19 protein-coding genes and 1 riboswitch are annotated in these 20532 nt (G+C 75.4%); of the genes, 10 read left to right on the plus strand and 9 right to left on the minus strand.

What is annotated here, in order from left to right; genetic code table 11:
* Positions 1 to 975 carry a 16S rRNA (cytosine(1402)-N(4))-methyltransferase RsmH gene (gene rsmH, locus MCM47_RS02125; RefSeq protein ID WP_238740354.1) on the minus strand — a complete coding sequence of 325 codons (975 nt, stop codon included), beginning with the start codon at positions 973 to 975 and terminating at the stop codon, positions 1 to 3.
* Positions 976 to 1545: 570 nt separating this feature from the next.
* On the opposite strand from rsmH, the gene MCM47_RS02130 reads away from it, so the two are divergent.
* The 4 genes from MCM47_RS02130 (at position 1546) to MCM47_RS02145 (ending at position 7213) form a co-directional block, all read left to right on the plus strand.
* Positions 1546 to 2085, plus strand: a complete 540-nt coding sequence (locus MCM47_RS02130; protein WP_238740356.1) for a carbonic anhydrase — start codon at positions 1546 to 1548, stop codon at positions 2083 to 2085.
* 304 nt (positions 2086 to 2389) lie between these two features.
* Positions 2390 to 3436, plus strand: a complete 1047-nt coding sequence (locus tag MCM47_RS02135; RefSeq protein ID WP_374209049.1) for an AAA family ATPase — start codon at positions 2390 to 2392, stop codon at positions 3434 to 3436.
* Position 3437: 1 nt separating this feature from the next.
* Positions 3438 to 4760, plus strand: a complete 1323-nt coding sequence (locus MCM47_RS02140) for a DUF58 domain-containing protein (RefSeq protein WP_238740358.1) — start codon at positions 3438 to 3440, stop codon at positions 4758 to 4760.
* Positions 4757 to 7213 carry a DUF3488 and transglutaminase-like domain-containing protein gene (locus MCM47_RS02145; RefSeq protein ID WP_238740360.1) on the plus strand — a complete coding sequence of 819 codons (2457 nt, stop codon included), beginning with the start codon at positions 4757 to 4759 and terminating at the stop codon, positions 7211 to 7213. Before MCM47_RS02140 ends, MCM47_RS02145 begins: the two co-directional genes overlap by 4 nt.
* A gap of 199 nt (positions 7214 to 7412) precedes the next feature.
* On the opposite strand, the gene MCM47_RS02150 is transcribed toward MCM47_RS02145, so the two are convergent.
* From MCM47_RS02150 to MCM47_RS02160, 3 genes are all read right to left on the minus strand, one after another.
* Complete coding sequence (locus MCM47_RS02150; RefSeq protein ID WP_238740362.1) at positions 7413 to 7802, minus strand: DUF3040 domain-containing protein; 390 nt, start codon at positions 7800 to 7802, stop codon at positions 7413 to 7415.
* Between the two features lie 432 nt (positions 7803 to 8234).
* The gene (locus MCM47_RS02155; protein WP_238740363.1) at positions 8235 to 8987 is read right to left on the minus strand and encodes a methyltransferase domain-containing protein; all 753 of its coding nucleotides are present in this window, start codon (positions 8985 to 8987) and stop codon (positions 8235 to 8237) included.
* A gap of 71 nt (positions 8988 to 9058) precedes the next feature.
* Positions 9059 to 9631 (minus strand): SAV_6107 family HEPN domain-containing protein, encoded by a 573-nt coding sequence (locus MCM47_RS02160; protein WP_238740364.1) that lies wholly within the window; start codon positions 9629 to 9631, stop codon positions 9059 to 9061.
* Between the two features lie 564 nt (positions 9632 to 10195).
* On the opposite strand from MCM47_RS02160, the gene MCM47_RS02165 reads away from it, so the two are divergent.
* A complete protein-coding gene (locus MCM47_RS02165; RefSeq protein ID WP_238740366.1) occupies positions 10196 to 10828 on the plus strand; it encodes a DUF4126 domain-containing protein in 633 nt (210 codons plus the stop codon).
* Positions 10829 to 10838: 10 nt separating this feature from the next.
* Positions 10839 to 12338 carry an NAD(P)/FAD-dependent oxidoreductase gene (locus MCM47_RS02170; RefSeq protein ID WP_238740368.1) on the plus strand — a complete coding sequence of 500 codons (1500 nt, stop codon included), beginning with the start codon at positions 10839 to 10841 and terminating at the stop codon, positions 12336 to 12338.
* A 66-nt stretch (positions 12339 to 12404) separates the two neighbouring features.
* On the opposite strand, the gene MCM47_RS02175 is transcribed toward MCM47_RS02170, so the two are convergent.
* Together MCM47_RS02175 and metF are read right to left on the minus strand one after the other, a co-directional pair.
* A complete protein-coding gene (locus MCM47_RS02175; protein WP_238740371.1) occupies positions 12405 to 13316 on the minus strand; it encodes a hypothetical protein in 912 nt (303 codons plus the stop codon).
* 140 nt (positions 13317 to 13456) lie between these two features.
* The gene (metF, locus tag MCM47_RS02180; protein WP_238740373.1) at positions 13457 to 14371 is read right to left on the minus strand and encodes a methylenetetrahydrofolate reductase [NAD(P)H]; all 915 of its coding nucleotides are present in this window, start codon (positions 14369 to 14371) and stop codon (positions 13457 to 13459) included.
* A 242-nt stretch (positions 14372 to 14613) separates the two neighbouring features.
* Between metF and MCM47_RS02185 the strand changes: the two genes are divergently transcribed.
* Positions 14614 to 15720: a polyprenyl synthetase family protein gene (locus MCM47_RS02185; protein ID WP_238740375.1), complete on the plus strand. Its 1107-nt coding sequence runs from the start codon at positions 14614 to 14616 to the stop codon at positions 15718 to 15720.
* A 95-nt stretch (positions 15721 to 15815) separates the two neighbouring features.
* On the opposite strand, the gene thiE is transcribed toward MCM47_RS02185, so the two are convergent.
* From thiE to MCM47_RS02200, 3 genes are all read right to left on the minus strand, one after another.
* On the minus strand, positions 15816 to 16475 hold the full coding sequence (gene thiE, locus MCM47_RS02190) for a thiamine phosphate synthase (RefSeq protein WP_238740377.1): 660 nt from the start codon (positions 16473 to 16475) through the stop codon (positions 15816 to 15818).
* Positions 16472 to 16837, minus strand: a complete 366-nt coding sequence (locus MCM47_RS02195) for an Rv2175c family DNA-binding protein (protein WP_238740379.1) — start codon at positions 16835 to 16837, stop codon at positions 16472 to 16474. The genes thiE and MCM47_RS02195 overlap by 4 nt, the downstream gene beginning before the upstream one ends.
* A gap of 62 nt (positions 16838 to 16899) precedes the next feature.
* On the minus strand, positions 16900 to 18105 hold the full coding sequence (locus MCM47_RS02200; RefSeq protein WP_238740381.1) for an FAD-dependent oxidoreductase: 1206 nt from the start codon (positions 18103 to 18105) through the stop codon (positions 16900 to 16902).
* An 83-nt stretch (positions 18106 to 18188) separates the two neighbouring features.
* Positions 18189 to 18301, plus strand: a riboswitch (TPP riboswitch).
* Between the two features lies 1 nt (position 18302).
* On the opposite strand from MCM47_RS02200, the gene thiO reads away from it, so the two are divergent.
* The 3 genes from thiO to MCM47_RS02215 are packed head-to-tail and all read left to right on the plus strand — an operon-like array spanning position 18303 to position 20488.
* Positions 18303 to 19463: a glycine oxidase ThiO gene (gene thiO / locus MCM47_RS02205; RefSeq protein ID WP_238740383.1), complete on the plus strand. Its 1161-nt coding sequence runs from the start codon at positions 18303 to 18305 to the stop codon at positions 19461 to 19463.
* Entirely contained in the window at positions 19460 to 19669 is a 210-nt protein-coding gene (thiS, locus tag MCM47_RS02210; RefSeq protein WP_238740385.1) for a sulfur carrier protein ThiS, read from the plus strand. The genes thiO and thiS overlap by 4 nt, the downstream gene beginning before the upstream one ends.
* A 3-nt stretch (positions 19670 to 19672) precedes the next feature.
* On the plus strand, positions 19673 to 20488 hold the full coding sequence (locus MCM47_RS02215) for a thiazole synthase (RefSeq protein WP_238740387.1): 816 nt from the start codon (positions 19673 to 19675) through the stop codon (positions 20486 to 20488).
* Positions 20489 to 20532 lie beyond the last annotated feature (44 nt).

A 20532-nucleotide genomic window follows, 5' to 3' on the forward strand; every position in this document is an offset into this window, starting at 1 on the left:
TCAGCCCCGGGTGCTCCGGTCCCTGATCCTCTCCGCCACCCGCAGCCGCACGGGCGCGGCACGCCGGTTCTCCTCGATCTCCGCCTCGGTGGCCAGCTCGGCACCGCGGGTGATCAGCTTCAGCCAGGGCTGGTGCTCCTCCGGGACGAACGGCAGCCCGGGCGGGGCGGTGCTGGTCGCGCCGGCCGCGAAGTACTGCTTGACCAGGCGGTCCTCCAGCGACTGGTAGGACATCACGACGATCCGCCCGCCCAGCGCCAGCACGTCCAGTGCACCCGGGATCGCCCGGTCCAGCACCTCCAGCTCCCCGTTGACCTCGATCCGAAGCGCCTGGAAGGTGCGCTTGGCCGGGTTGCCGCCGGTGCGGCGGGTGGCGGCCGGGATGGCGTTGCGGACCAACTCGACCAGACGCGCGCTGGTGGTGAACGGTTCCTTCTCCCGCTCGCGCACGATCACCGAGGCGATCTTCCCGGCGAACCGCTCCTCGCCGTAGAACTTGAGGATCCGGGCCAGCTCGCCGTGGCTGTAGGTGTTCAGCACCTCGGCCGCGCTGATGCCGCGGGTCTGGTCCATCCGCATGTCCAGCGGCGCGTCCTGGGAGTACGCGAAGCCGCGCTCGGCCTCGTCCAGCTGCATCGAGGAGACGCCGAGGTCGAACAGGACGCCGTCGATCCGGTCGATGCCCAGGCGCTCCAGCACCTCGGGGATCTCGTCGTAGACGGCGTGCACCAGGGTGGCCCGGTCACCGAAACGGGCCAGCCGCTCGCCGGCGAGCTTCAGCGCCGCCGGGTCGCGGTCCACCGCGATCAGCCGGACGTCCGGGAACTGGGTCAGCAGGGCCTCGCTGTGCCCGCCGAGGCCGAGGGTGGCGTCCACCACCACGGCACCGGGCCGGGAGATCGCCGGGGCCAGCGCGTCCATGCACCGCTGCAGCATCACCGGGACGTGCTTGGGAGCCGGATCGTTGGTGGTCATGCGCGGTGGCGCCCTTCCTCGGTGCGGAGCAGCCCGACGTCCGGGAGCTCCGACCATTTTGGCCCACCGCGGGCCGGGACCGGCGCACGGGGGGAGCCCGCGGGGCCGGGACGCGGCCCGTGGTCCCCGCCCGCTCAGGGGGAAGGTCGTGACCGCCCGGCACCGGGGAAGGTGCGCCAGGTGGCACGGAGCGGGTGGAGGCCACGGGCCGCGTCGGCCGCCGCACCGGCCGGAAAGACCCGGTTGACGGGCCCCGACGGGTGTGCTCCACTGCGCCGCAACTCTATCGCGAGGCCCCCGGCAGTCAATGGCCCGCTCCGGCGCACCACCCGGGCGGCGGTACGGATCACCGCAGGTCGCGGGGGCCCCGACAGGCGTCCACCGGCCGGCCCGGCGGCCGGGCGCGGGGGTGCGCGCCCCCGGCGGGCCCGGCCGCCCGCACCCCGGTGGGCGGATCGGCACGGAACGCCCGCGACGGTGCCGTTTTGTGGATATGCGCTCGGTCACAGCCGCCCGGTCTGTATGCCCCGACCCCACCGCGCGGCGGTGAATCGCACTAACGTCTCCAGCATGACAGTGACCCCCGACCGGCCCACGCCGTCCGCCGCTGCCGATACCGCACCCGCCATCATCGACCGCTTCGTGGCGGCCAACCGCGAGTACGCGGTGACCTTCCGCGACGGCGGGATGGACGCCCGTCCCGTCCAGCGGATCGCCGTGGTCGCCTGCATGGACGCCCGACTCGACCTGTTCGCCGCCCTCGGCCTGGAGCTGGGCGACGCGCACGTCATCCGCAACGCCGGCGGCGTCGTCACCGACGACACCATCCGGTCCCTCACCATCAGCCAGCGCGCCCTCGGCACCCGCTCGATCGCGCTGATCCACCACACCGGCTGCGGCCTGCTCGGCCTCACCGAGGACTTCCGGCGCGAGCTGGAGCTGGAGGTCGGCCAGCGCCCGCAGTGGGCGGTCGAGTCCTTCGTCGACCTCGACGGCGACGTCCGGCAGTCCATGCAGCGGGTGCGCACCTCGCCGTTCCTGCTGCACACCGACGACGTGCGCGGCTTCGTCTTCGACGTCCACACCGGGTTGCTGCGCGAGATCTCCTGATCCTCCCGGCTCCGCCCCTCCCGGCCCTGCCGGCGCCCTCCGGGCCCCGCCGCGGCGCGACCGCGCACCGCCTCCCGCCCGCCGGAGCGCATCCCCGGTGCTTCCGGGCAAGAGGGTGACTTCTGGCCACCGCGCGGGGGAGAATGCGCCTGCCGGTCTGACCTCGAACCACCTGGGGCGGCCAGGCCGCAGGCCCTCCCCGGCGCCGGTCTCCCCCGCGGAACCGCTCCTCGAAGGGTCGCGTCAAGCATGGGGTGGGGGCCCGGCCTCGGGGAGGCGGGCGAAGGTGCCAGGGAGCGTACGGGTGACGAGCTACAACGATCAGGCCGGTCTCGAAGGTCGTGCGGGGGCCGACCAGCGGGCACCCGGGTACCACCCGGTCGGCCTGCCCGAGCTCGCCGCCGTCGTGGACCGGGTGCGGCAGAACATCGAGAGCGTGATCGAGGGCAAGTCGGAGGCCGTCCGGATCGCGCTCACCGTCCTGCTCGCCGAGGGCCACCTGCTGCTGGAGGACGTGCCCGGCGTCGGCAAGACCATGCTGGCCAAGGCGCTCGCCCGGTCCGTCGACTGCACCGTGCGGCGCATCCAGTTCACCCCCGACCTGCTGCCCTCGGACGTCACCGGGACCAACATCTACGACCAGCACCAGCGGGACTTCGAGTTCCGCCCGGGTGCGATCTTCGCCCAGATCGTGGTCGGCGACGAGATCAACCGCGCCTCGCCGAAGACCCAGTCCGCGCTGCTGGAGTCGATGGAGGAGCGCCAGGTCACCATCGACGGCACCAGCTACGAGCTGCCCTCGCCGTTCATGGTCGTGGCCACCCAGAACCCGGTCGAGATGGAGGGCACCTACGCCCTCCCCGAGGCCCAGCGGGACCGCTTCATGGCCCGGATCTCGATGGGCTACCCCAGCCCCGAGGCCGAGCTGGCCATGCTCGACGTGCACGGCGGCGCCAGCCCGCTGGACGACCTGCAGCCGGTCGCGCACGCCGCGGACATCCTCAAGCTGATCGACCTGGTGCGCACCGTGCACATCGCCGACCCGGTCCGCCGCTACGCCGTCGACCTGGTCGGCGCCACCCGCAGCAGCCACGAGCTGCGCCTGGGCGCCTCGCCGCGCGCCACCCTGCACCTGGTGCGCGCCGCCCGCGCCGCCGCCGCCCTCGACGGCCGCGACTACGTCACCCCGGACGACATCCAGCGCCTGGCCGTCCCGGTCCTCGCCCACCGCCTGATGCCGACCGCGGAGAGCCACCTCAGCCGCCGCACCGCCGAGCAGATCGTGGCCGAGCTGGTCGCCCGGATGCCGCTGCCGCGCCCGCAGGGCGGCCCGGCCGTCCGGAGGGGCTGAGGTGTCACCGTCCGACGAATCGTCGGGCCTGCGCGCCGGCCTGCGCGGCCTCACCACCCGGGGCCGGTCCTTCCTCGCCGCCGGACTCACCGCGGTGGCCTGCTCCTACCTGCTCGACCAGAGCGCGCTGCTGCACGTCGGCGTCCTGCTCGCCGCCCTCCCGCTGGCCGCCGCCCTGCTGCTGGCCGGCACCCGGTACCGGGTGGCCAGCGGCCGCCGGCTCAGCCCGCACCGGGCCGTCGCCGGCCAGGAGGCCCGGGTCCACCTGCGGATCGACAACGTCTCCCGGGTGCCCACCGGCCTGCTGCTGCTGGAGGACAAGGTCCCGTACGTGCTCGGGCCGCGCCCGCGCTTCGTGCTGGACCGGGTCGAGCCGCGCGGGCACCACGAGGTCTCCTACCGGGTCCGCTCCGACCTGCGCGGCCGCTACCCGCTCGGCCCCCTGCAGCTGCGCCTCGCCGACCCGTTCGGGATGTGCGAGCTGAGCCGTTCCTTCTCCGCCTCCGACGTGCTCACCGTGGTGCCGCAGGTGCAGCAGCTGCCGCACGTCCGGCTCAGCGGCGAGTGGATCGGCCAGGGCGAGAGCCGGGCCCGCACCCTGGCTCTGGCCGGCGACGACGACGTCATCCTGCGCGAGTACCGTCCCGGCGACGACCTGCGCCGGGTGCACTGGAAGTCCACCGCGCGCTACGGCGAGCTGATGGTCCGCCGCGAGGAACAGCCGCAGAAGGCGCGGGCCGCCGTCCTGCTGGACACCCGCGAGATCGGCCACCGGGGCAGCGGCCCGGCATCCTCCTTCGAGTGGGCGGTCGGCTGCGCCGCTTCGGTCGCCGTCCACCTGCTGCAGCGCGGCTACCAGACCCGGCTGCTCACCGACCTCGGCCACTGCGTCCCCGGCCCCGAGGCCGGCGACGGCAACAGCGCGGCCGACGCCTCCGGGCTGATCCTGGACGCGCTCGCCGTGGTCGACCTCTCCGACGGCGCCGGGCTCTCCCGGGCCGAGGACCCGCTGCGGGCCTCCGGCGAGGGCCTGCTGGTCGCCGTCCTCGGCGACCTGGACGAGGAGCAGACCGCCCGCTTGGCGCGGCTGCGCACCCGCACCGGCGGCGCGGTGGCCTTCCTGCTCGACACCGGTACCTGGGCCGGCCTGCGGATGGTCGCCCCCGACACCGGCGGGGAGGAGTTCCAGGCCAGGGTCCGGCAGCTGCGCGAGGCCGGCTGGACCGTCCTGCCGGTCCGCGCCGGGGACTCCGTCCCCGAGCTGTGGCAGGCCGTCGACCGGGCCGAGTCGCCCTCCCCCTACCGAGAAGAGGCCGGCGCGTGACCACCCGGGCCAAACTGACCGTGTACTCGGCGCTGGCCACCGCCCTGGCCGCGCTCTGCCTGACCCCGCTGCTCACCACGAAGGGCTGGATCCCCCACGCCTACCTGGTGATCGCCGTGGTCTCGGCGGCCGGTGCGGGCCTGCGCCGCACGCCCCTCTACCGCTGGACGGTGCCGCTCGGGCAGCTGGTCGCCCTGTTCCTGATGCTGCTGATCGGCTTCGCGGGCTCCGCCGCCACGTGGGGCGGCCTGGTGCCCGGCACCCACTCGGTGTCCGCGCTCGGCCGGGTCTTCGCCCACGGCCTGGACGACATCCAGCAGTACGCCATCCCGGCCCCGCCCAGCGCGGGCCTGCGCCTCATCCTGGTCGGCTCCATCGGGCTGATCGCCGTCCTGGTGGACACCGTCGCGGTGACCTACCGGCGCTCGGCCCTGGCCGGACTGCCGCTGCTGGCGCTCTACTCGGTCGGCAACGGGCTGGCCGGCGACCGCGGCAGCTGGGTCTGGTTCGGCCTCGCGGCCGCCGGCTACCTGGTGCTGCTCTTCGCCGAGGGCCAGGACCGGGTCTCCCGCTGGGGCCGGGTCTTCCGCGGGACGCCGCGCGGCACCGAGGGCTCCGGGTCGCTCAGCCTGAGCGGCCAGCGGGTCGGCGTGCTCGCCCTCGCGCTAGCCCTGCTGGTCCCCCCTCTCCTCCCCCAGTGGGACGGCGGCCTGATCCACGCCGGCGGCTCGGGCGGCTCCGGCGGCCCGGGTTCGGGCTCCGGCGGCGTCAGCAGTCTCGACCCGCTGGTCAGCATGGCCTCGCACCTGACCAACCCCAGCAACGACGAGCTGTTCACGTACGCGATGGACAGCGTCTTCGCCGACACCGCGTACCTGCGCACCGGCTCGCTCGACAAGTTCGACGGCACCGCCTGGACGCTCAGCAAGCCGGCGGTCTCCGAGCTCCCGGGCACCTTCCCGCAGCCGGAGGGCCTGCGGGACCTCAAGGCGCCCACGGTGACCGGCGAGTTCAGGATCGGCAACCGGCTGGAGGAGGGCTGGCTGCCGATGCCCTACCCGGCGTCCGCGGTCACCGTCCCGAACCGCTCGGACTGGCGGGTCGACACCCTCACCGGCACCGTCGTGCCGAACCGGGACCGGGCGCTCAAGGGCCTGAACTACAAGGTCGTCGCGCTGGACGTGAAGCCCACGGCGGACGAGCTGCGCAAGGCCCCGCCCGCGCCGTCCAAGATCATGGACCAGTACACCCCGGTGCCCGCGAACCTGCCGACGAGCGTCAAACTGCAGGCGGTGGAGCTGACCCGGAACGCGAAGACGCCGTACGACAAGGCGATCGCCCTGCAGAACTGGTTCACCGGCCCGGAATTCGAGTACACCACCGCCATCAAGGACAGCGGCAGCGGCAGCACCGCGATCGAGGCCTTCCTGCGCGACAAGCGTGGGTTCTGCGTCCACTTCGCCTCCTCCATGGCGGCGATGGCCCGCACCCTGCAGATCCCGGCCCGGGTCGCGGTCGGCTTCATGCCCGGGAACGCGAAGGCCGGCAACTCGTACTCGGTGACCGGCCGGATGTACCACGCCTGGCCGGAGCTGTACTTCGAGGGCTACGGCTGGATGCGCTTCGAGCCGACCAAGGGCCTCGGCGTGCAGCCCCGCTACACCTCACCGGTCGTCGAGCCCACCACCGCCCCGGTCCCGCAGCCGACCCTCACCGCGCAGGCCACCGGGCCGGTCACGTTGCCCTCGGCGGGCAGCAGCTGCGACCCCAAGCTGCGCCGGATGGGCGAGTGCGGGGACGAGCAGAAGACCGCCGGCGCGGCGCGGCAGGAGTCCTGGATGCCGTCCTGGCAGGTGCTGGTCGCCGTCGCCGTGGCACTGCTGGTCGTCGCCCTGCTGCTCACGCCGATGATCTGGCGGACACGGCTGCGCCGCCGCCGCCTGGGCGCGGGCGGGCGGCGCCGGCCCGGCGGGGACGGCCCGACGGAGCTCACCGACGCCCAGGTACTGGCCGCCTGGGACGAGCTGATCGACTCGGCCTGGGACGCCGGCATCGCACCGGACGAGTCGCGCACCCCGCGCGCCGCAGCCCGCCGGATCGCGGAGACCGCCGAGCTCGACACCGAGGCGGCGGCCGCCGCCGGGCGGCTGGCGCTGGCCACCGAGCGGGTCCTCTACGCCCGCTCCGCCCAGCTGTCGGACCAGGTCGCGGCGGACGTCCGGACCGCCCGGGAGGGCCTGAAGGCCGGCGCCGGCCGGGCCGTCCGGACCAGGGCCGTGCTGCTGCCCCCGTCCTCGGCCCAGCTCTGGTGGCGGATCTCCGACGCGGCACTGGGGGCCCGGCTCGCCCTGCGCCGCCGGGTCGCCGGGGTGACCGGGGCGGTCACCGGACCGGTACGCCGGGCCCGGGGCCGGCTGCGGCGCCGGGGCGGAGAGGACGACGGCCGGTCCTGAGACCGGGCAGCCGGGACCGGAGCCGCCGCGGCTCCGGTCCCGGACCGGGTGCAGGACCCCGCTCACGGGTGGTAGGGGCCCGAAAGCGCTCGCAAACGCCGAGGGCGGGCAGTCGGATCGACTGCCCGCCCTCTCGGCGTTCGTGAGGCCCGGTTCCGCCCGGTTCGTACGGCGGGGGCCGCGGGGGCCGCGGGGCCGCTCAGAACCCGCCGGTCTGCTCGTCCCTGCGTCGCTGCCAGCGCTGCTCCACCCGGTCCATCATCCCCGCCTTGCGGCGCGGAGCGGCGGCCGGCCGGGGGCCGGCGGCCTGACCTGCGGAACCCCGGCGCCAACCCGTCAGAGCGAAGACCGCACACCCCAGCATCACCAGGAACCCGACGACGCTGACCCAGATCTGGTCGGGGACGACCATGCCGCCCATCAGCAGGCCGACACCCACCACGAAGCCTCCGACGGCCAGGTAGACCCGCCGACGGGTGTAGGTGCGCAGCCCGGTTCCCTCGAGCGCCGACGCGAATTTGGGATCTTCGGCATACAGCGCTCGCTCCATCTGGTCGAGCAGTCGCTGCTCGTGCTCCGAGAGCGGCACGGAGTCCTCCTACTCGTCGGTCGCGGGTGCGACCGGTCCGCCGCCCCGGTCGGGGAGGCAAGTCCAATCAGCCATGAGAACGCGCGGTCGGACGCCTGTGCGGGGGCCCGGGCCCGTGTCGTCCATATGCCCCGAGCGTCCGGCTGTCATGCTTTCCGGCTTTACCCAGATCATACGGTCCACGGGCCCGTTCCGGGGTGGTCGACCACGCGCGGGACGGGCCGCATGGGACGGTCCGCGCCGCACTGGACTCAACGCCGTCCGGCCCGGACAAGTGCCCGATCCCCTGGAATGGGTCCGGAGCTGGGCAGCTCCGGCGGGGACGGCACGGATCCGGCGGGGAGCGGAGGCGGAGCCGAGGTGCAGGGGCGTGCCCCCGCGGCCGACCGGACGGAGGCCGGCGCAGGGCCGCCCCCCCTGCTCATCGCCGGGTCACGCCAGGGTGGCCAGCAGGTGGAGCTGGGTCGCCACCGCGTGGAACGCCGGCTGTCCGGCGGCGGCCTCCTCCAGCTTGAGCAGCGCCTCCAGCGCCCCCGGCTCGGTGTCCACCAGGACGCCCGGCACCAGGTCGGCGAAGACCCGGACGCCGTGCACCGAGTCCACCCGCAGACCGGCGCCGACGGCCAGCCGGTCGAGCTCGTCGCCGGTGAAGCGGCGCGGCATCGGGTCGTTCCCGCCCCAGCGGCCGTCGGGGGCGTCCAGCACCGTGCGGGCGTCGTTGAAGTGGCCCCCGAGCGCGCGGGCGAGCACCGCACCGTTGCGGTTGGCGGCCAGCAGGCTGACGAAGCCGCCGCGGCGCAGGGTGGCGGCCAGGCTGCCGAGCGCCTCGGCCGGGTCGTCCACGACCTCCAGCACGCCGTGGCAGAGCACCGCGTCCACGCTGCCGGGGGCGATCAGCTCGGGCAGCGTCTGGGTGTCGCCCTGGACGGCGCGCACCAGGTCGGTCACGCCGGCCTCGGCGGCCCGGCGCTCCAGCGCGAACAGCGCGTCGGGGCTCGGGTCGACGACGGTGACGCGGTGGCCCAGCCGGGCGACCGGGACGGCGAAGTTGCCGGTGCCGCCGCCGGTGTCGACCACGTCCAACACCGGCTGGTCCAGCTCGGCCGCCCGCTTCTCCAGGGCTGCGCGCACCACCTCCCAGACCACGGCGGTACGCAGGGCGCTGCGGGGACGCGTCGGGTACAAGGCGGGGCTCCTCGGCAGATCGATCGGATGGCCTCCACCTTAGACCGGTCGGTGCGCCCCGGTGCCGCCGGTCACCCCCGGGGATCCGGGTCGCCGGCGGCCTCGCCGTCCAGTGGCAGCCGCGGTGCGGGCGGCACCGGGTGCAGCCCGAGCAGCCGCTCGACCAGACGGAGGAAGAGCGCGCAGTTGCGGATCAGGTCGTCGGCGTCACGGGCCGAGGCCGCCCCCGTGATCCCGGCCTCCGCGGCGGCCCGGCGGCGTGCGCCCGCCGCGAAGTAGGGCGCCCACTCGGCGAGCTCGGGCGCGGCCTCGGGCAGGACCTCCCAGGCGCTGCGGATGGCCTGCCGCCGCCGGGCGCTCTTCTCCGGCCGGCCGCGGACGGCGAGCACGGCCGCGACCGTGCGCAGCGCGGCCAGGTGGGCGGCCGCGTAGCGCTCCAGCGGGTCCTCCAGGGCGCGAGCCCGGGCGAGGGTGCGGTGCGCCTCGGCGAGCAGGTCGAGTGCGGCCGGCGGGGCGGCGACCCGGCGCAGCACCGGGTGGACGTCGGCACCGGCCGGGGCGGCGGCGGACGGGCGGTGGGAGCCCGGGCGATGGGCGGCGGAGTGGAGGCGGGCGGTGACGTTCTCAGGGTGGCCGATGGTCATGGTCTCCCCCGTTCCGAGGCAGCGCGCGGGCCGGACGGCCCGTGCTCCTCCATGGTGAACGGCGCCACTGACAATGCGTCGGGTGCGGCCCGGGGCAGTCCCCGGGCCGCCCCCGGACGTGCGTGCGGGCGGCAGCCGCCGACCGTCTCCCTCCGCCGGTCCGCGTCCTGCCGCCCCGCACCCGCCGAACCGCCGTCCCCCCGCGGGCGGCGCTTCGGATTCCCCGGGTCGCCGGTCCCCCCTGACCCGCTCCGCCGCCCCGTGTCGGCGGTGCGCGCCTGCGGCCGGCTCCGGTGCGGACCCGCCGGTGGCGGCCGCCGTCCCCGTGAACCGGCGCCGCCACGTGTCCGCAGCCCCGGGCGCGGCGCCCGACGCGCCGCCTCCCGGTGCCCACCACTCTCCCGTCTCCGCAGGTCGGGGGCCATCCGCTCGGGTACTCAAGTGCGGTTCTGAGTATCCGTACTCACTCGGCGGGCCCCGGGAACCGACGAGCACGGCTCCGGCGTCCCGGTACGGTACGGCGGGCCGGACGGATCCGGCACCCGCCCCGTCGAGGAGGACCGGATGACGATCGTGCCGCTGATCTTCACCAGCGGACTGGCCAGCGGGATCAACGCCTACGCGGTGGTCCTGCTGCTCGGCCTGCTGGGCCGGTTCGGCGGGGCCGACTCGGTGCCGCCCGCGCTGGAGCGCACCGACGTGCTGGCCGCCGCGGCCGTCCTGTTCCTGCTGGAGGCGGTGGCCGACAAGATCCCGTACGTGGACAGCCTCTGGGACGCCGTCCACACCGTGGTCCGCCCCATCGCCGGCGCGACGGTCGGGGCGCTGCTCGCGAGCGCCGATCCGGGCTCGCTGGGCGAGGTCGCGGCGGGGGCGATGGGCGGCACCACCGCACTGGTCAGCCACCTGGTGAAGGCCTCGCTGCGGATGGCGGTGAACACCTCTCCCGAGCCCGCGAGCAACATCGCGGTCAGCCTGGCCGAGGACCTGGCGGTGGCCGGCCTGGTCACCCTGGCGATCTTCCACCCGTGGCTGGCCGCCTCGCTCGCCGCCGTCCTGCTGGCCGCGGGCCTGCTGCTGGTCTGGTTCGCGATCAACCGGATCCGCGCCTTCCGGGCCCGCCGGCGCGAGCGGAAGGCCGCCCGGGCGGCCGGCCGGGCGGCACCGGCGGCGGGGGTGCCCGCAGCCCGGCCATAGGATTCGGGCCATGGCACGGATCGTCATCATCGGCGCAGGAATGAGCGGGCTCGCGGCGGCCTCCCGGCTGGCGACCCTGGGACACCGGGTGACGGTCTGCGAGGCGGGCGCCACGTACGGCGGCATGGTCGGCCGCTACGAGCGGGACGGCTTCGCCTTCGACACCGGCCCCGGCCTGCTCACCCTGCCGGCGGTCTACCGCGACCTCGCGCTGAAGACCGGCAAGGAGCCGTTGGAGCAGCTGGTCGAGCTGGCCCCGGTCGACCCGGAGAGCCGCCACCTGCTGCCCGACGGCACCGACCTGGTGCTGCCCAACGCCTCCCGGGGCGGCGTCGTCCAGGCGCTGGACGGCGCGTTCGGTCCCGGTGCGGGCGCCCGGTGGGCCGAGGTGATGAACCACGGCCGCACGGTCTGGGAGGCCACCCGTCGCCCGCTGCTGGAGGAGCCGCTCCCGGCCGACCGCACGGCACTGCACACCGACCCCTACCCCGTCCCGCCGCAGCGCGGACTGCTCGCCCGGCTGCGCGGCCCGCGCGAGTGGACCCTCGCCGACGTGGCGCGGCACCAGCTGGGCGGCCACCCGGGCCTGACCGCGTTGCTGAACGAACACGCCCTGCGGTTCGGTTTCGTCCCCGACACCGCACCCGCCGGCGCGACCGTGCTGCCGTACATGGAGCTGTCCTTCGGCGTCTGGTACGTCAAGGGCGGCATCCGCGCGCTGGCCGGCGCCGTCCACCGGCGGTGCGAGCAGCGCGGAGTGGAGTTCCGCTTCGGCACCCCGGTCACGAGGGTGCTGGAGAAGGACGGCCGCGCGTGCGGCGTGGAGACCGCCGAGGGCCCCGTCGAGGCCGACCTGGTGATCTCCTCCATGGACGCCCGGACGCTGTTCCACGACCGGGTCGCGCAGTGGCCCGGCGGCGATCCGCAGGTGGGGGGGCACTCCGAGGTGCTCACGGGGCGGTTCGTCGTCCTGCTCGCCCTGCGCGGGGCCCGGCCCGCGGGCACCGCGCACCGCACCGTGGTGCACGCCGCCGTCCCGGCGCGGGAGATCGACGCGCTGACCCGCTCGGCCGGCCTCTGCGAACGTCCGACGGTGCAGGTGCTGCGCCCGGACGACCCGGCGCTGCGTCCCGACGACGACCACGAGACCGTCGTGCTCACCGCCACCGTCCCGGTGCAGGGCGACGTCGACTGGACGGCGCCGGGCGTCTCCGAGCGCTACGCGGACCGGCTGCTGGAGCACGTCGACGCGGCCGGTCTCGGCCTGCGCGAGCGGGTGCTGTGGCGGGTCGTCCGGACGCCCGAGGACACCCGCCGGGAGACCGCGGCGTTCGGCGGCGCCGTGCACCGGCCGGCCCTCGCCGGACGCGGCGGGGACTGGCTGCAGCTCGCCACCGAGTCGCCGGTGCCCGGCCTCCGTCTGATCGGCGGCGCCGCCCACCCCGGCGGCGGGCTGGCCCGCGTCGGGATGTCGGCCTGCATCGTGGCCGGCCTCGTCGGCCCGGCCTGAGGCCGGCTCGGGATCCGGCCCCGGGATCCGGCCGGGCGGCGTGCGGGCCCGGCCCGCGCCCGCGGGTCAGCCCTGCTGCTGCCAGGTGTTCGGCTGCTGGTAGCCGTAGTCGTACTGCGGCTGGTGCGGGATGCCCTGCTGCGGCTGCTGCAGGTCGGGCTGCTGGGGCTGCCACTGCTGCTGGTCGTAGCCGTACTGCTGGGCGGGTTGCTGCTGGTACCCGCCGTACGGGTCCACCTGCTGCTGGTAGCCGCCGTACGGGTCCGGCTGGAGGGGCTGCTGCGGGTAGCCGCCGTAGCCCTGGTCGTAGGCGAAGGCCGGCTGCTGCTGGGCCTGCCACTGCTGCTGGACCTGCTGGTCCCAGGCCTGCTGCTGGACCTGCTGGGCGGCCGGGTCGTAGCCGGACTGGTAGGCGTCCGCGTACGGGTCCGGCTGGTGCTGGACCTGGGCCTGGAGCTGGGTCTCGGCCTGCGCCTGCTGCTCGTAGTAGGAGGAGGAGTAGACGCCGTCCGCCGTGAGCTCCTGCATCTCGAAGGCGGCGGTCTGCTCGACGGCCGGGAGGTCCTCGTCGGACGGCTCCGGCTCGGTGGTCGGCTCCACCTCGCTGACCGTGCCGATCCGCTCCACCGCCACCGCGGTGGCCGCGACCGCCGCGCCGCCGCCGGTCAGCGCGCCGAGCAGCGGCACCTTGGCGAGCGGGCCGGGCAGGCTGCCGTCGGCCGCGCGCAGCGACCAGCCGGTCGCGTAGCCGCGCTTCACGGAGAGGGTGACGAAGGTCTGGCCGACCGCGAACAGCGCGGCGCCGGCGCCGATCACCACGACGGAGCCCAGGGTCATGCCGCCGACCACGCCGAGGAAGCCGACCAGGGCCAGCCCGCGCCAGTGCAGCGGAGCCCGGTTCTGCAGCAGCAGCTCGGCCACCAGCCAGAGCGCCACCACCGCCAACGCGACGTACAGCAGCAGGTACCCGATGCCCATCCGCCCGCTACCTCCAGTCGCGTGCCCGCGCGCGCCGCGCGTGTGCGGCGACTGTACCCGTTCAACGGCCGGGGTACCGCATCGCGTTCCCGGCCGCCCCGGGCGGCCGCGGGGCCGGGGCGGCGGGTACGCGGGGCAGGTCAACGCCGGTGCAGGCCCAGGTTCTGGTAGATCTCCAGCGTCGCGGTGGAGTGGTTGAGCGTGATGAAGTGCAGGCCGGGGGCACCCTCCGCGAGCAGCCGCTCGGACATCGCGGTGGCGTGCTCCATGCCGATCTCGCGCAGCGCCGCCGGGTCGTCGATCGCGGCCCGCAGCCGGGCCTCCAGCTCGGCCGGGAAGGCCGAGCCGCTCAGCTGCGGGAAGCGCTCCAGCTGCTTGGCGTTGGTGACCGGCATGATCTCCGGGATGATCGGCGCGTGGCAGCCGGCCGCGGCGACCCGGTCCCGCAGCCGCAGGTAGTCGTCGACCTCGAAGAACATCTGGGTGATCGCGTAGTCGGCGCCGGACCGGATCTTGGCCACGAAGTGCCGGATGTCGTCGTCCCAGTTGGTCGACCGCGGGTGCATGTTCGGCGAGGCCGCGACGCCCACGCAGAAGTCGCCGATCCCCTTGATCAGCTCCACCAGCTCGTACGCGTAGGTGACGCCCTCCGGATGGCTGACCCACTCGCCCATCGGGTCGCCGGGCGGGTCGCCCCGCACCGCGAGGACGTTGCGGACGCCCTGGTCGGCGTACTGGCCGATGATGTTGCGCAGCTCGGCGACCGAGTGGTCGACCGCGGTCAGGTGCGCGACGGGCGTCAGGGTGGTCTCGGTGGCGATCCGGCCGACCATGTTGACGGTGCGCTCGCGCGAGGAGCCGCCGGCCCCGTACGTCATGCAGACGAAGTTGGGGTCGAGCGGTTCGAGCCTGCGGATGGCGTCCCAGAGGCGCTGTTCGCCGACCTCGGTGCGCGGGGGCATGAACTCGAAGGAGAAGGACCGCTTGCCGGCCGCCAGAAGCTCGCGGACCGTCAACGCGCGGTCGGTTCTGGTGGAAGCGATGCCGAGTGCCATGCTGGCAGGTTAACCACCGGTCGCACGGCCCGGACAACTCGATCCCAGCTATTGAGACAAGCGGTGGACACCGTTCCGCATCCGCCCCGCGGCCGTCCGGACCGGCTCGCGGACAGGGCGGCCCCGCCCCCCGGCCCGGACCGGGACCGGGCGGATCAGCCCCGCGGGCACTGCTCCGTACGGGTGTTCCCGGCCGCCCGGCTAGGCTTGCTGCACCCCAGCGAAACCCCCGGAGCCTCATCGTGACCTCGTCCAGCCCCCGGCCGGCCAACCCGATTGACGTGGAGGACGTGCGCGAGCGCGTCAACGCCGCCCTGGCCGGCTTCATGGACGGCCAGTCGGCCCTGCTCGGCAAGATCTCGCCCCGGCTGGCCCCCGCAACCGAGGCCCTGCGCGACTTCCTGCTCGACGGCGGCAAGCGGCTGCGCCCGGCGTTCTGCTACTGGGGCTGGCGCGGGGCGGGCGGCCCGGCGGCCGGCGAGGGCATCGCCAACGCGGCCGCGGCCCTGGAGCTGCTGCAGGCCAGCGCGCTCGTCCACGACGACCTGATGGACCGCAGCGACACCCGGCGCGGTCTGCCCTCGGTGCACCGCCGTTTCGAGGCGCTGCACCGCGAACACGGGTGGCGCGGCGACCGCGAGCAGTACGGCGCCTCGGCCGCGGTGCTGCTCGGCGACCTGCTGCTGATCTGGTGCGACGAGCTGTTCCTGCGCTCCGGGCTCGACCCGGCCGCGGTGCTGGCCGCCAAGCCGATGTTCGACCTGATGCGCACCGAGGTCATGGTCGGCCAGTACCTGGACGTGCTGGAGCCGGTCGCCGGCGACTCCGCCGACGGGGGCGCGCTGGAACGGGCGCAGACGGTGCTGCACTACAAGTCGGCCAAGTACACCATCGAGCGGCCGCTGCAGGTCGGCGCGCTGCTCGCCGGCGCCCCGACCGGGCTGGTCGAGGCGTACGGGGCGTTCGGCCTGCCGCTGGGCGAGGCGTTCCAGCTCCGGGACGACCTGCTGGGCGTCTTCGGCGACCCGGCGGTCACCGGCAAGCCGGCCGGTGACGACCTGCGCGAGGGCAAGCGGACCCTGCTGGTCGCCCACGCGATGCGCGACCTCCCGGCCGCCGACGCCCGCCACCTGGACGAGCGGCTCGGCGCGCCGGACCTCGCACCCGAGGAGGTGGACCGGCTGCGCGGCCTGATCGAGCGCAGCGGAGCGCCCGAGCGGGTGGAGCAGCGGATCGCCGAGCTGATGCGCCAGTCGCTCGCCGCGCTGGAGGCGGCTCCGCTCGCCGACGAGCGGGCCCGCGAGGTGCTGCTGGCGCTGGCCGAGGCCGCCACCGTCCGCAAGTACTGAGACGTACCGGCCGGGACGGCGGCGGGCCCGGGGCCGCCGGTCGCGGTGGCCCTCGAACCCCCGCGAGCGGGGGTTCGAGGACGGGCCCCGTGGGGTCAGGCGCGCAGGCGGCGGGCGAGCTCGGCGGCGGCCGCCTGCGGGTCGTCCGCGGCGGTGATCGCGCGGACCACCACGATCCGGCGGGCGCCTGCGGCCAGCACCTCGTCCAGGTTGCCCAGGTCGATGCCGCCGATCGCGAACCACGGCCGGTCGGTGGGCTGCTTCGCGGCGTACCCGACCAGGCCGAGGCCCGGCGCGTGGCGGCCCGGCTTGGTCGGGGTGGGCCAGACCGGGCCGGTGCAGAAGTAGTCCACGCCCGGCTCGGCGATCGCCGCGTCCACCTCGGACTCGGCGTGGCACGAACGGCCGATGATCACGTCCTCGCCGAGGACGGCGCGGGCGGCCGGCACCGGCAGGTCGTCCTGGCCCAGGTGCAGCACGTCCGGGCGGGCGGCGTGCGCGACGTCGGCCCGGTCGTTGACGGCGAGCAGCTTGCCGTGGCGACGGCAGGCGTCGGCGAACACCTCCAGCGCGGCCAGCTCCTGCCTGGCCTCCAGGCCCTTGTCGCGGAGCTGGACGACGTCCACCCCGCCGGCCAGCGCGGCGTCCAGGAACTCGGCGAGGTCGCCCTGCTCGCGGCGGGCGTCGGTGCACAGGTAGAGCCGGGCGTCGGCGAGCCGGGCGCGGGCCGCCGCGCCGGGCGTCGCGGTGGTCACAGCGCCATCGCCTGGGCGCGGCGCTTCACCTCGGTCGCACGGTTCTCCCAGAGCGCCTGGACCGGGGTACCGGGCAGCGACGGGTCCTCGGTGAACATCCACTCCAGGATCTCCTCGTCGCTGAAGCCGCTGTCGCGCAGCACGGTCAGCGTGCCGACCAGGTGTTTGACCGGGCCGGCGTCGTCGATGAAGGCCGCCGGCACCTGCAGCGACTTGTTCGGGCCGCGGCGGACCGCGATCAGGTCACCCTTCTTGACCATGTTGCGGACCTCGGTGACCACGACGCCCCACCGCTCGGAGATGTCGGGCAGGTACAGCCACTCGGGGACCAGGGACTCAATCTTGGCTTCGATCTCACTCACGGCACCAGACTGCCACCTCCGCGGCCCGCGGCGCACCAACCGGCCGCTCGCGCTGGCCGGCCCTACCCCGCGACGGCCGCCTTCAGCGGCACCGACGGGTCCGCCGCCCGGGCCGGGTCCAGCACCGCGCCGCGCTCGACCAGCCGGCGGGCCTGGGTGAGGTCGCGCGGGCGGTCCACCGTGAGCACGGCCCGCAGCGCGCCGTCGCGCAGCCAGAGCACCGCCCAGGTCGGGTCCTGCGGCGAGCCGCGCCAGACCTGATCGTCCCCCGCGCCGTGCCGGCCGACGTACTGCACCGTCCGGCCGAACTGCTCCGACCAGAAGTACGGCACCGGGTCGTAGGGCGCGTCCGCGCCGAGCACCGAGGCGGCCGCGGCCTGGCCGGACTGCAGCGCGTGGTCCCAGTGCTGGACGGTCAGCCGGGCGCCGGCGCGGGCGGACGGGTAGTTCGCGCAGTCGCCGGCCGCGAAGACGCCGGGCAGGCTGGTGCGCAGCCGGTCGTCGACCACGACGGCGCCGGCCGCGTCCAGCTCGACACCGGAGCCGGCCAGCCAGTCGGTCGCCGGGCGGACGCCGATGCCGACCACCACCTCGTCGGCCGGCAGGCGCGAGCCGTCCGCCAGCAGCACCGCACCGGGCTCGACGGCCGCCACGGCCGCGTCGCACCGCAGTTCCACCCCGGCCTCGGCGTACCAGGCGGCCATCGCGCTGCCGACCGCGACCGGCAGCGCGCCGGGCACCGGCGCCGGGCCCGCCTCCACCACGGTGACCCGGCAGCCGGCCGCGCGGGCCGCGGAGGCCACCTCGGCGCCGATCCAGCCGGCACCGACCAGCACCAGCCGCAGGCCCGGGCGGAGCAGGGCCCGCAGCGCCAGCGCGTCGTCCAGGGTGTGCAGCAGGTGCGCGCGCTCGGCGCCCGGCAGCACCCGCGGGGCGGCGCCGGTGGCGATCACCAGCGCGCCGTACGGCAGGTCGCCGCCGTCGGTGTGCAGCACGCCCGGGGTCAGCCCGGTGGCCCGGCGGCCGGCGTGCACCTCGATGCCGAGGTGCGGGAAGTCGATGTCCAGCGGGGTGGCGTCGGCCTTGCCCAGCAGGACCTCCTTCGAGAGCGGCGGCCGGTCGTACGGGGCGTGCGGCTCCTCTCCGACCAGGACGATCCGCCCCTGCCAGCCGCCGCGCCGCAGCCCGGAAGCGCACTGCGCCCCGGCCAGCCCGGCCCCGACCACGACCACCTGATCCGTTCCGCTCAGATCTGCCACGCCCGTCACTGTACTGGTGTGCGGTGCGGCGGCCGGGCCGGTCCCACCCCTCGTACGCGCCTTCAGCCGTGACCGGGCTCGGTCTAAGGTGGTGGCACCATCACGGGAGCCCGGCGTACCGGGCTGAGAGGCGGGCTGGCACGGCCCGCGACCGTCCGAACCTGATCCGGGTCATACCGGCGAAGGGAGAAGCGACTTTGACACGCTTGGCAGCGGGCACCCGCGCCGACGTGCTGGTGATCGGCGGCGGCGTCATCGGCCTCGCCGTCGCCTGGCGGGCGGCGCAGCGCGGGGTCGGGCGCGTGTGCGTGGTCGATCCGGACCCCGGTGGCGGCGCCGCCCGGGTCGCGGCCGGCATGCTCGCCCCGGTGACCGAACTCCAGTACGGCGAGGAGCCGTTGCTGCGCCTCGGGATGGCCTCGAACGAGCGGTACGCCGACTTCGCGGCCGAGCTCGCCGAGGCGGGCGGCGGCGCGGACACCGGCTACCGGCGCTGCGGCACGCTGGCCGTCGCGCTCGACTCCGACGACCGCGAGGAGCTGCGCGAGCTGCACGCCTTCCACCGGCGGCTCGGCCTGGACTCGCAGTGGCTGACCGGGCGGGAGGCCCGCAAGCTGGAACCGATGCTGGCGCCCGGCGTCCAGGGCGGCCTGCACGTCGCCGACGACCACCAGGTGGACGGCCGCCGGCTGCTGAGCGCGCTGCTGCGGGCCTGCGAAGCCGCGGGCGTCGTCGTGCACCGCGCCGAGGCGGTCGAGCTGCTGGTCGAGCACGACCGGGCGGTCGGCGCCCGGCTGGCCACCGGGGAGGTGGTGACGGCCGGGCGGACCGTGCTCGCCGCCGGCCCGCACAGCCACCGGCTGCCCGGCCTGCCACCGGGCGTGCTGCCGGCGATCCGCCCGGTGAAGGGCCAGATCCTGCGGCTGCGCATCCCCGAGCCGTACCGGCCGTTCCTGTCCCGCAACGTCCGCGCGGTGGTGCGCGGGCAGCACCTCTACCTGGTCCCGCGCGAGAACGGCGAGCTGGTGGTCGGCGCGACCAGCGAGGAGCAGGGCTACGACACCACCGTCACCGCCGGCGGCGTCTACGAGCTGCTGCGCGACGCCCACGACCTGGTCCCCGGGATCACCGAGCTGCCGCTGGTGGAGACCACCGCCGGACTCCGCCCGGGTTCGCCGGACAACGCGCCGCTGCTCGGGCCGACCGCCCTGCCCGGCCTGGTCGCCGCGACCGGCCACTACCGCAACGGCGTGCTGCTCACCCCGGTGACCGCCGACCTGCTCGCCGAGTACCTGGCCACCGGCACCCTCCCGGCCCTCGCCGAGCCCTTCTCCCCCACTCGCTTCACCACGAAGGTCCCCGCATGAGCGACATCCCCCTCACCGTCAACGGCCGGCCTCGCGAGGTGCCCGCAGCGACCACGCTCGCCGAAGTGGTGGCCACCCTGAGCAAGGCCCGGTCCGGCGTCGCCGCCGCGCTCAACGAGACCGTGGTACCGCGCAGTTCGTGGCCGGACACGCGGCTCTCGGCGGGCGACCGGATCGAGATCCTCACCGCCGTCCAGGGGGGCTGACCGATGGCCGACACCACCCTCGACGACAAGGACTTCCTCACCATCGCCGGGACGGCCTTCGGCTCCCGCCTGATCATGGGCACCGGTGGCGCCCCCAGCCTGGAGGTGCTGGAGCAGGCACTGCGGATCTCCGGCACCGAGCTGACCACCGTGGCGATGCGACGGGTCGACCCCGGCACCCAGGGCTCGGTCCTGGACGTCCTGACCCGCAACGGCATCCGGGTGCTGCCCAACACGGCCGGCTGCTTCACCGCCGGCGAGGCCGTGCTGACGGCCCGGCTGGCCCGCGAGGCGCTCGGCACCGACTGGGTGAAGCTGGAGGTCATCGCCGACGAGCGGACCCTGCTGCCGGACCCCATCGAGCTGCTCGACGCCGCCGAGACGCTGGTCGACGACGGCTTCACCGTGCTGCCCTACACCAACGACGACCCGGTGCTGGCCCGGAAGCTGGAGGACGTCGGCTGCGCGGCGATCATGCCGCTGGGCTCGCCGATCGGCTCCGGCCTGGGCATCCGCAATCCGCACAACTTCCAGCTGATCGTGGAGAGCGCCGGCGTCCCGGTCATCCTGGACGCCGGCGCCGGCACCGCCTCGGACGTCGCGCTGGCGATGGAGCTCGGGTGCTCCGCCGTCATGCTCGCCTCCGCGGTGACCCGCGCCCAGGACCCGGTGCTGATGGCCGAGGCGATGCGGCACGCCACCGAGGCCGGCCGGCTCGCCCACCGGGCCGGCCGCATCCCGCGCCGCTTCCACGCGGAGGCCTCCTCGGCGATGGCCGGCCGGGCCGACCTGGACACCCGCGAGCACCCGGCGTTCTGACGGAGCGGGGGCCGGCGGCCGGGGCCCGCGGTGGGGGGCGCCCT

Source organism: Kitasatospora sp. A2-31 (assembly GCF_022288725.1).
Taxonomy (GTDB): Bacteria; Actinomycetota; Actinomycetes; order Streptomycetales; family Streptomycetaceae; genus Kitasatospora.

What these genes read in the sequence shown, in the direction of transcription:
- rsmH (WP_238740354.1), bottom strand. Translation starts at nt 975, where the DNA reads ATGACCACCAACGATCCGGCTCCCAAGCACGTCCCGGTGATGCTGCAG.
- MCM47_RS02130 (WP_238740356.1), top strand. Translation starts at nt 1,546, where the DNA reads ATGACAGTGACCCCCGACCGGCCCACGCCGTCCGCCGCTGCCGATACC.
- MCM47_RS02160 (WP_238740364.1), bottom strand. Translation starts at nt 9,631, where the DNA reads ATGACCATCGGCCACCCTGAGAACGTCACCGCCCGCCTCCACTCCGCC.
- MCM47_RS02165 (WP_238740366.1), top strand. Translation starts at nt 10,196, where the DNA reads ATGACGATCGTGCCGCTGATCTTCACCAGCGGACTGGCCAGCGGGATC.
- MCM47_RS02170 (WP_238740368.1), top strand. Translation starts at nt 10,839, where the DNA reads ATGGCACGGATCGTCATCATCGGCGCAGGAATGAGCGGGCTCGCGGCG.
- MCM47_RS02175 (WP_238740371.1), bottom strand. Translation starts at nt 13,316, where the DNA reads ATGGGCATCGGGTACCTGCTGCTGTACGTCGCGTTGGCGGTGGTGGCG.
- metF (WP_238740373.1), bottom strand. Translation starts at nt 14,371, where the DNA reads ATGGCACTCGGCATCGCTTCCACCAGAACCGACCGCGCGTTGACGGTC.
- thiS (WP_238740385.1), top strand. Translation starts at nt 19,460, where the DNA reads ATGAGCGACATCCCCCTCACCGTCAACGGCCGGCCTCGCGAGGTGCCC.
- MCM47_RS02215 (WP_238740387.1), top strand. Translation starts at nt 19,673, where the DNA reads ATGGCCGACACCACCCTCGACGACAAGGACTTCCTCACCATCGCCGGG.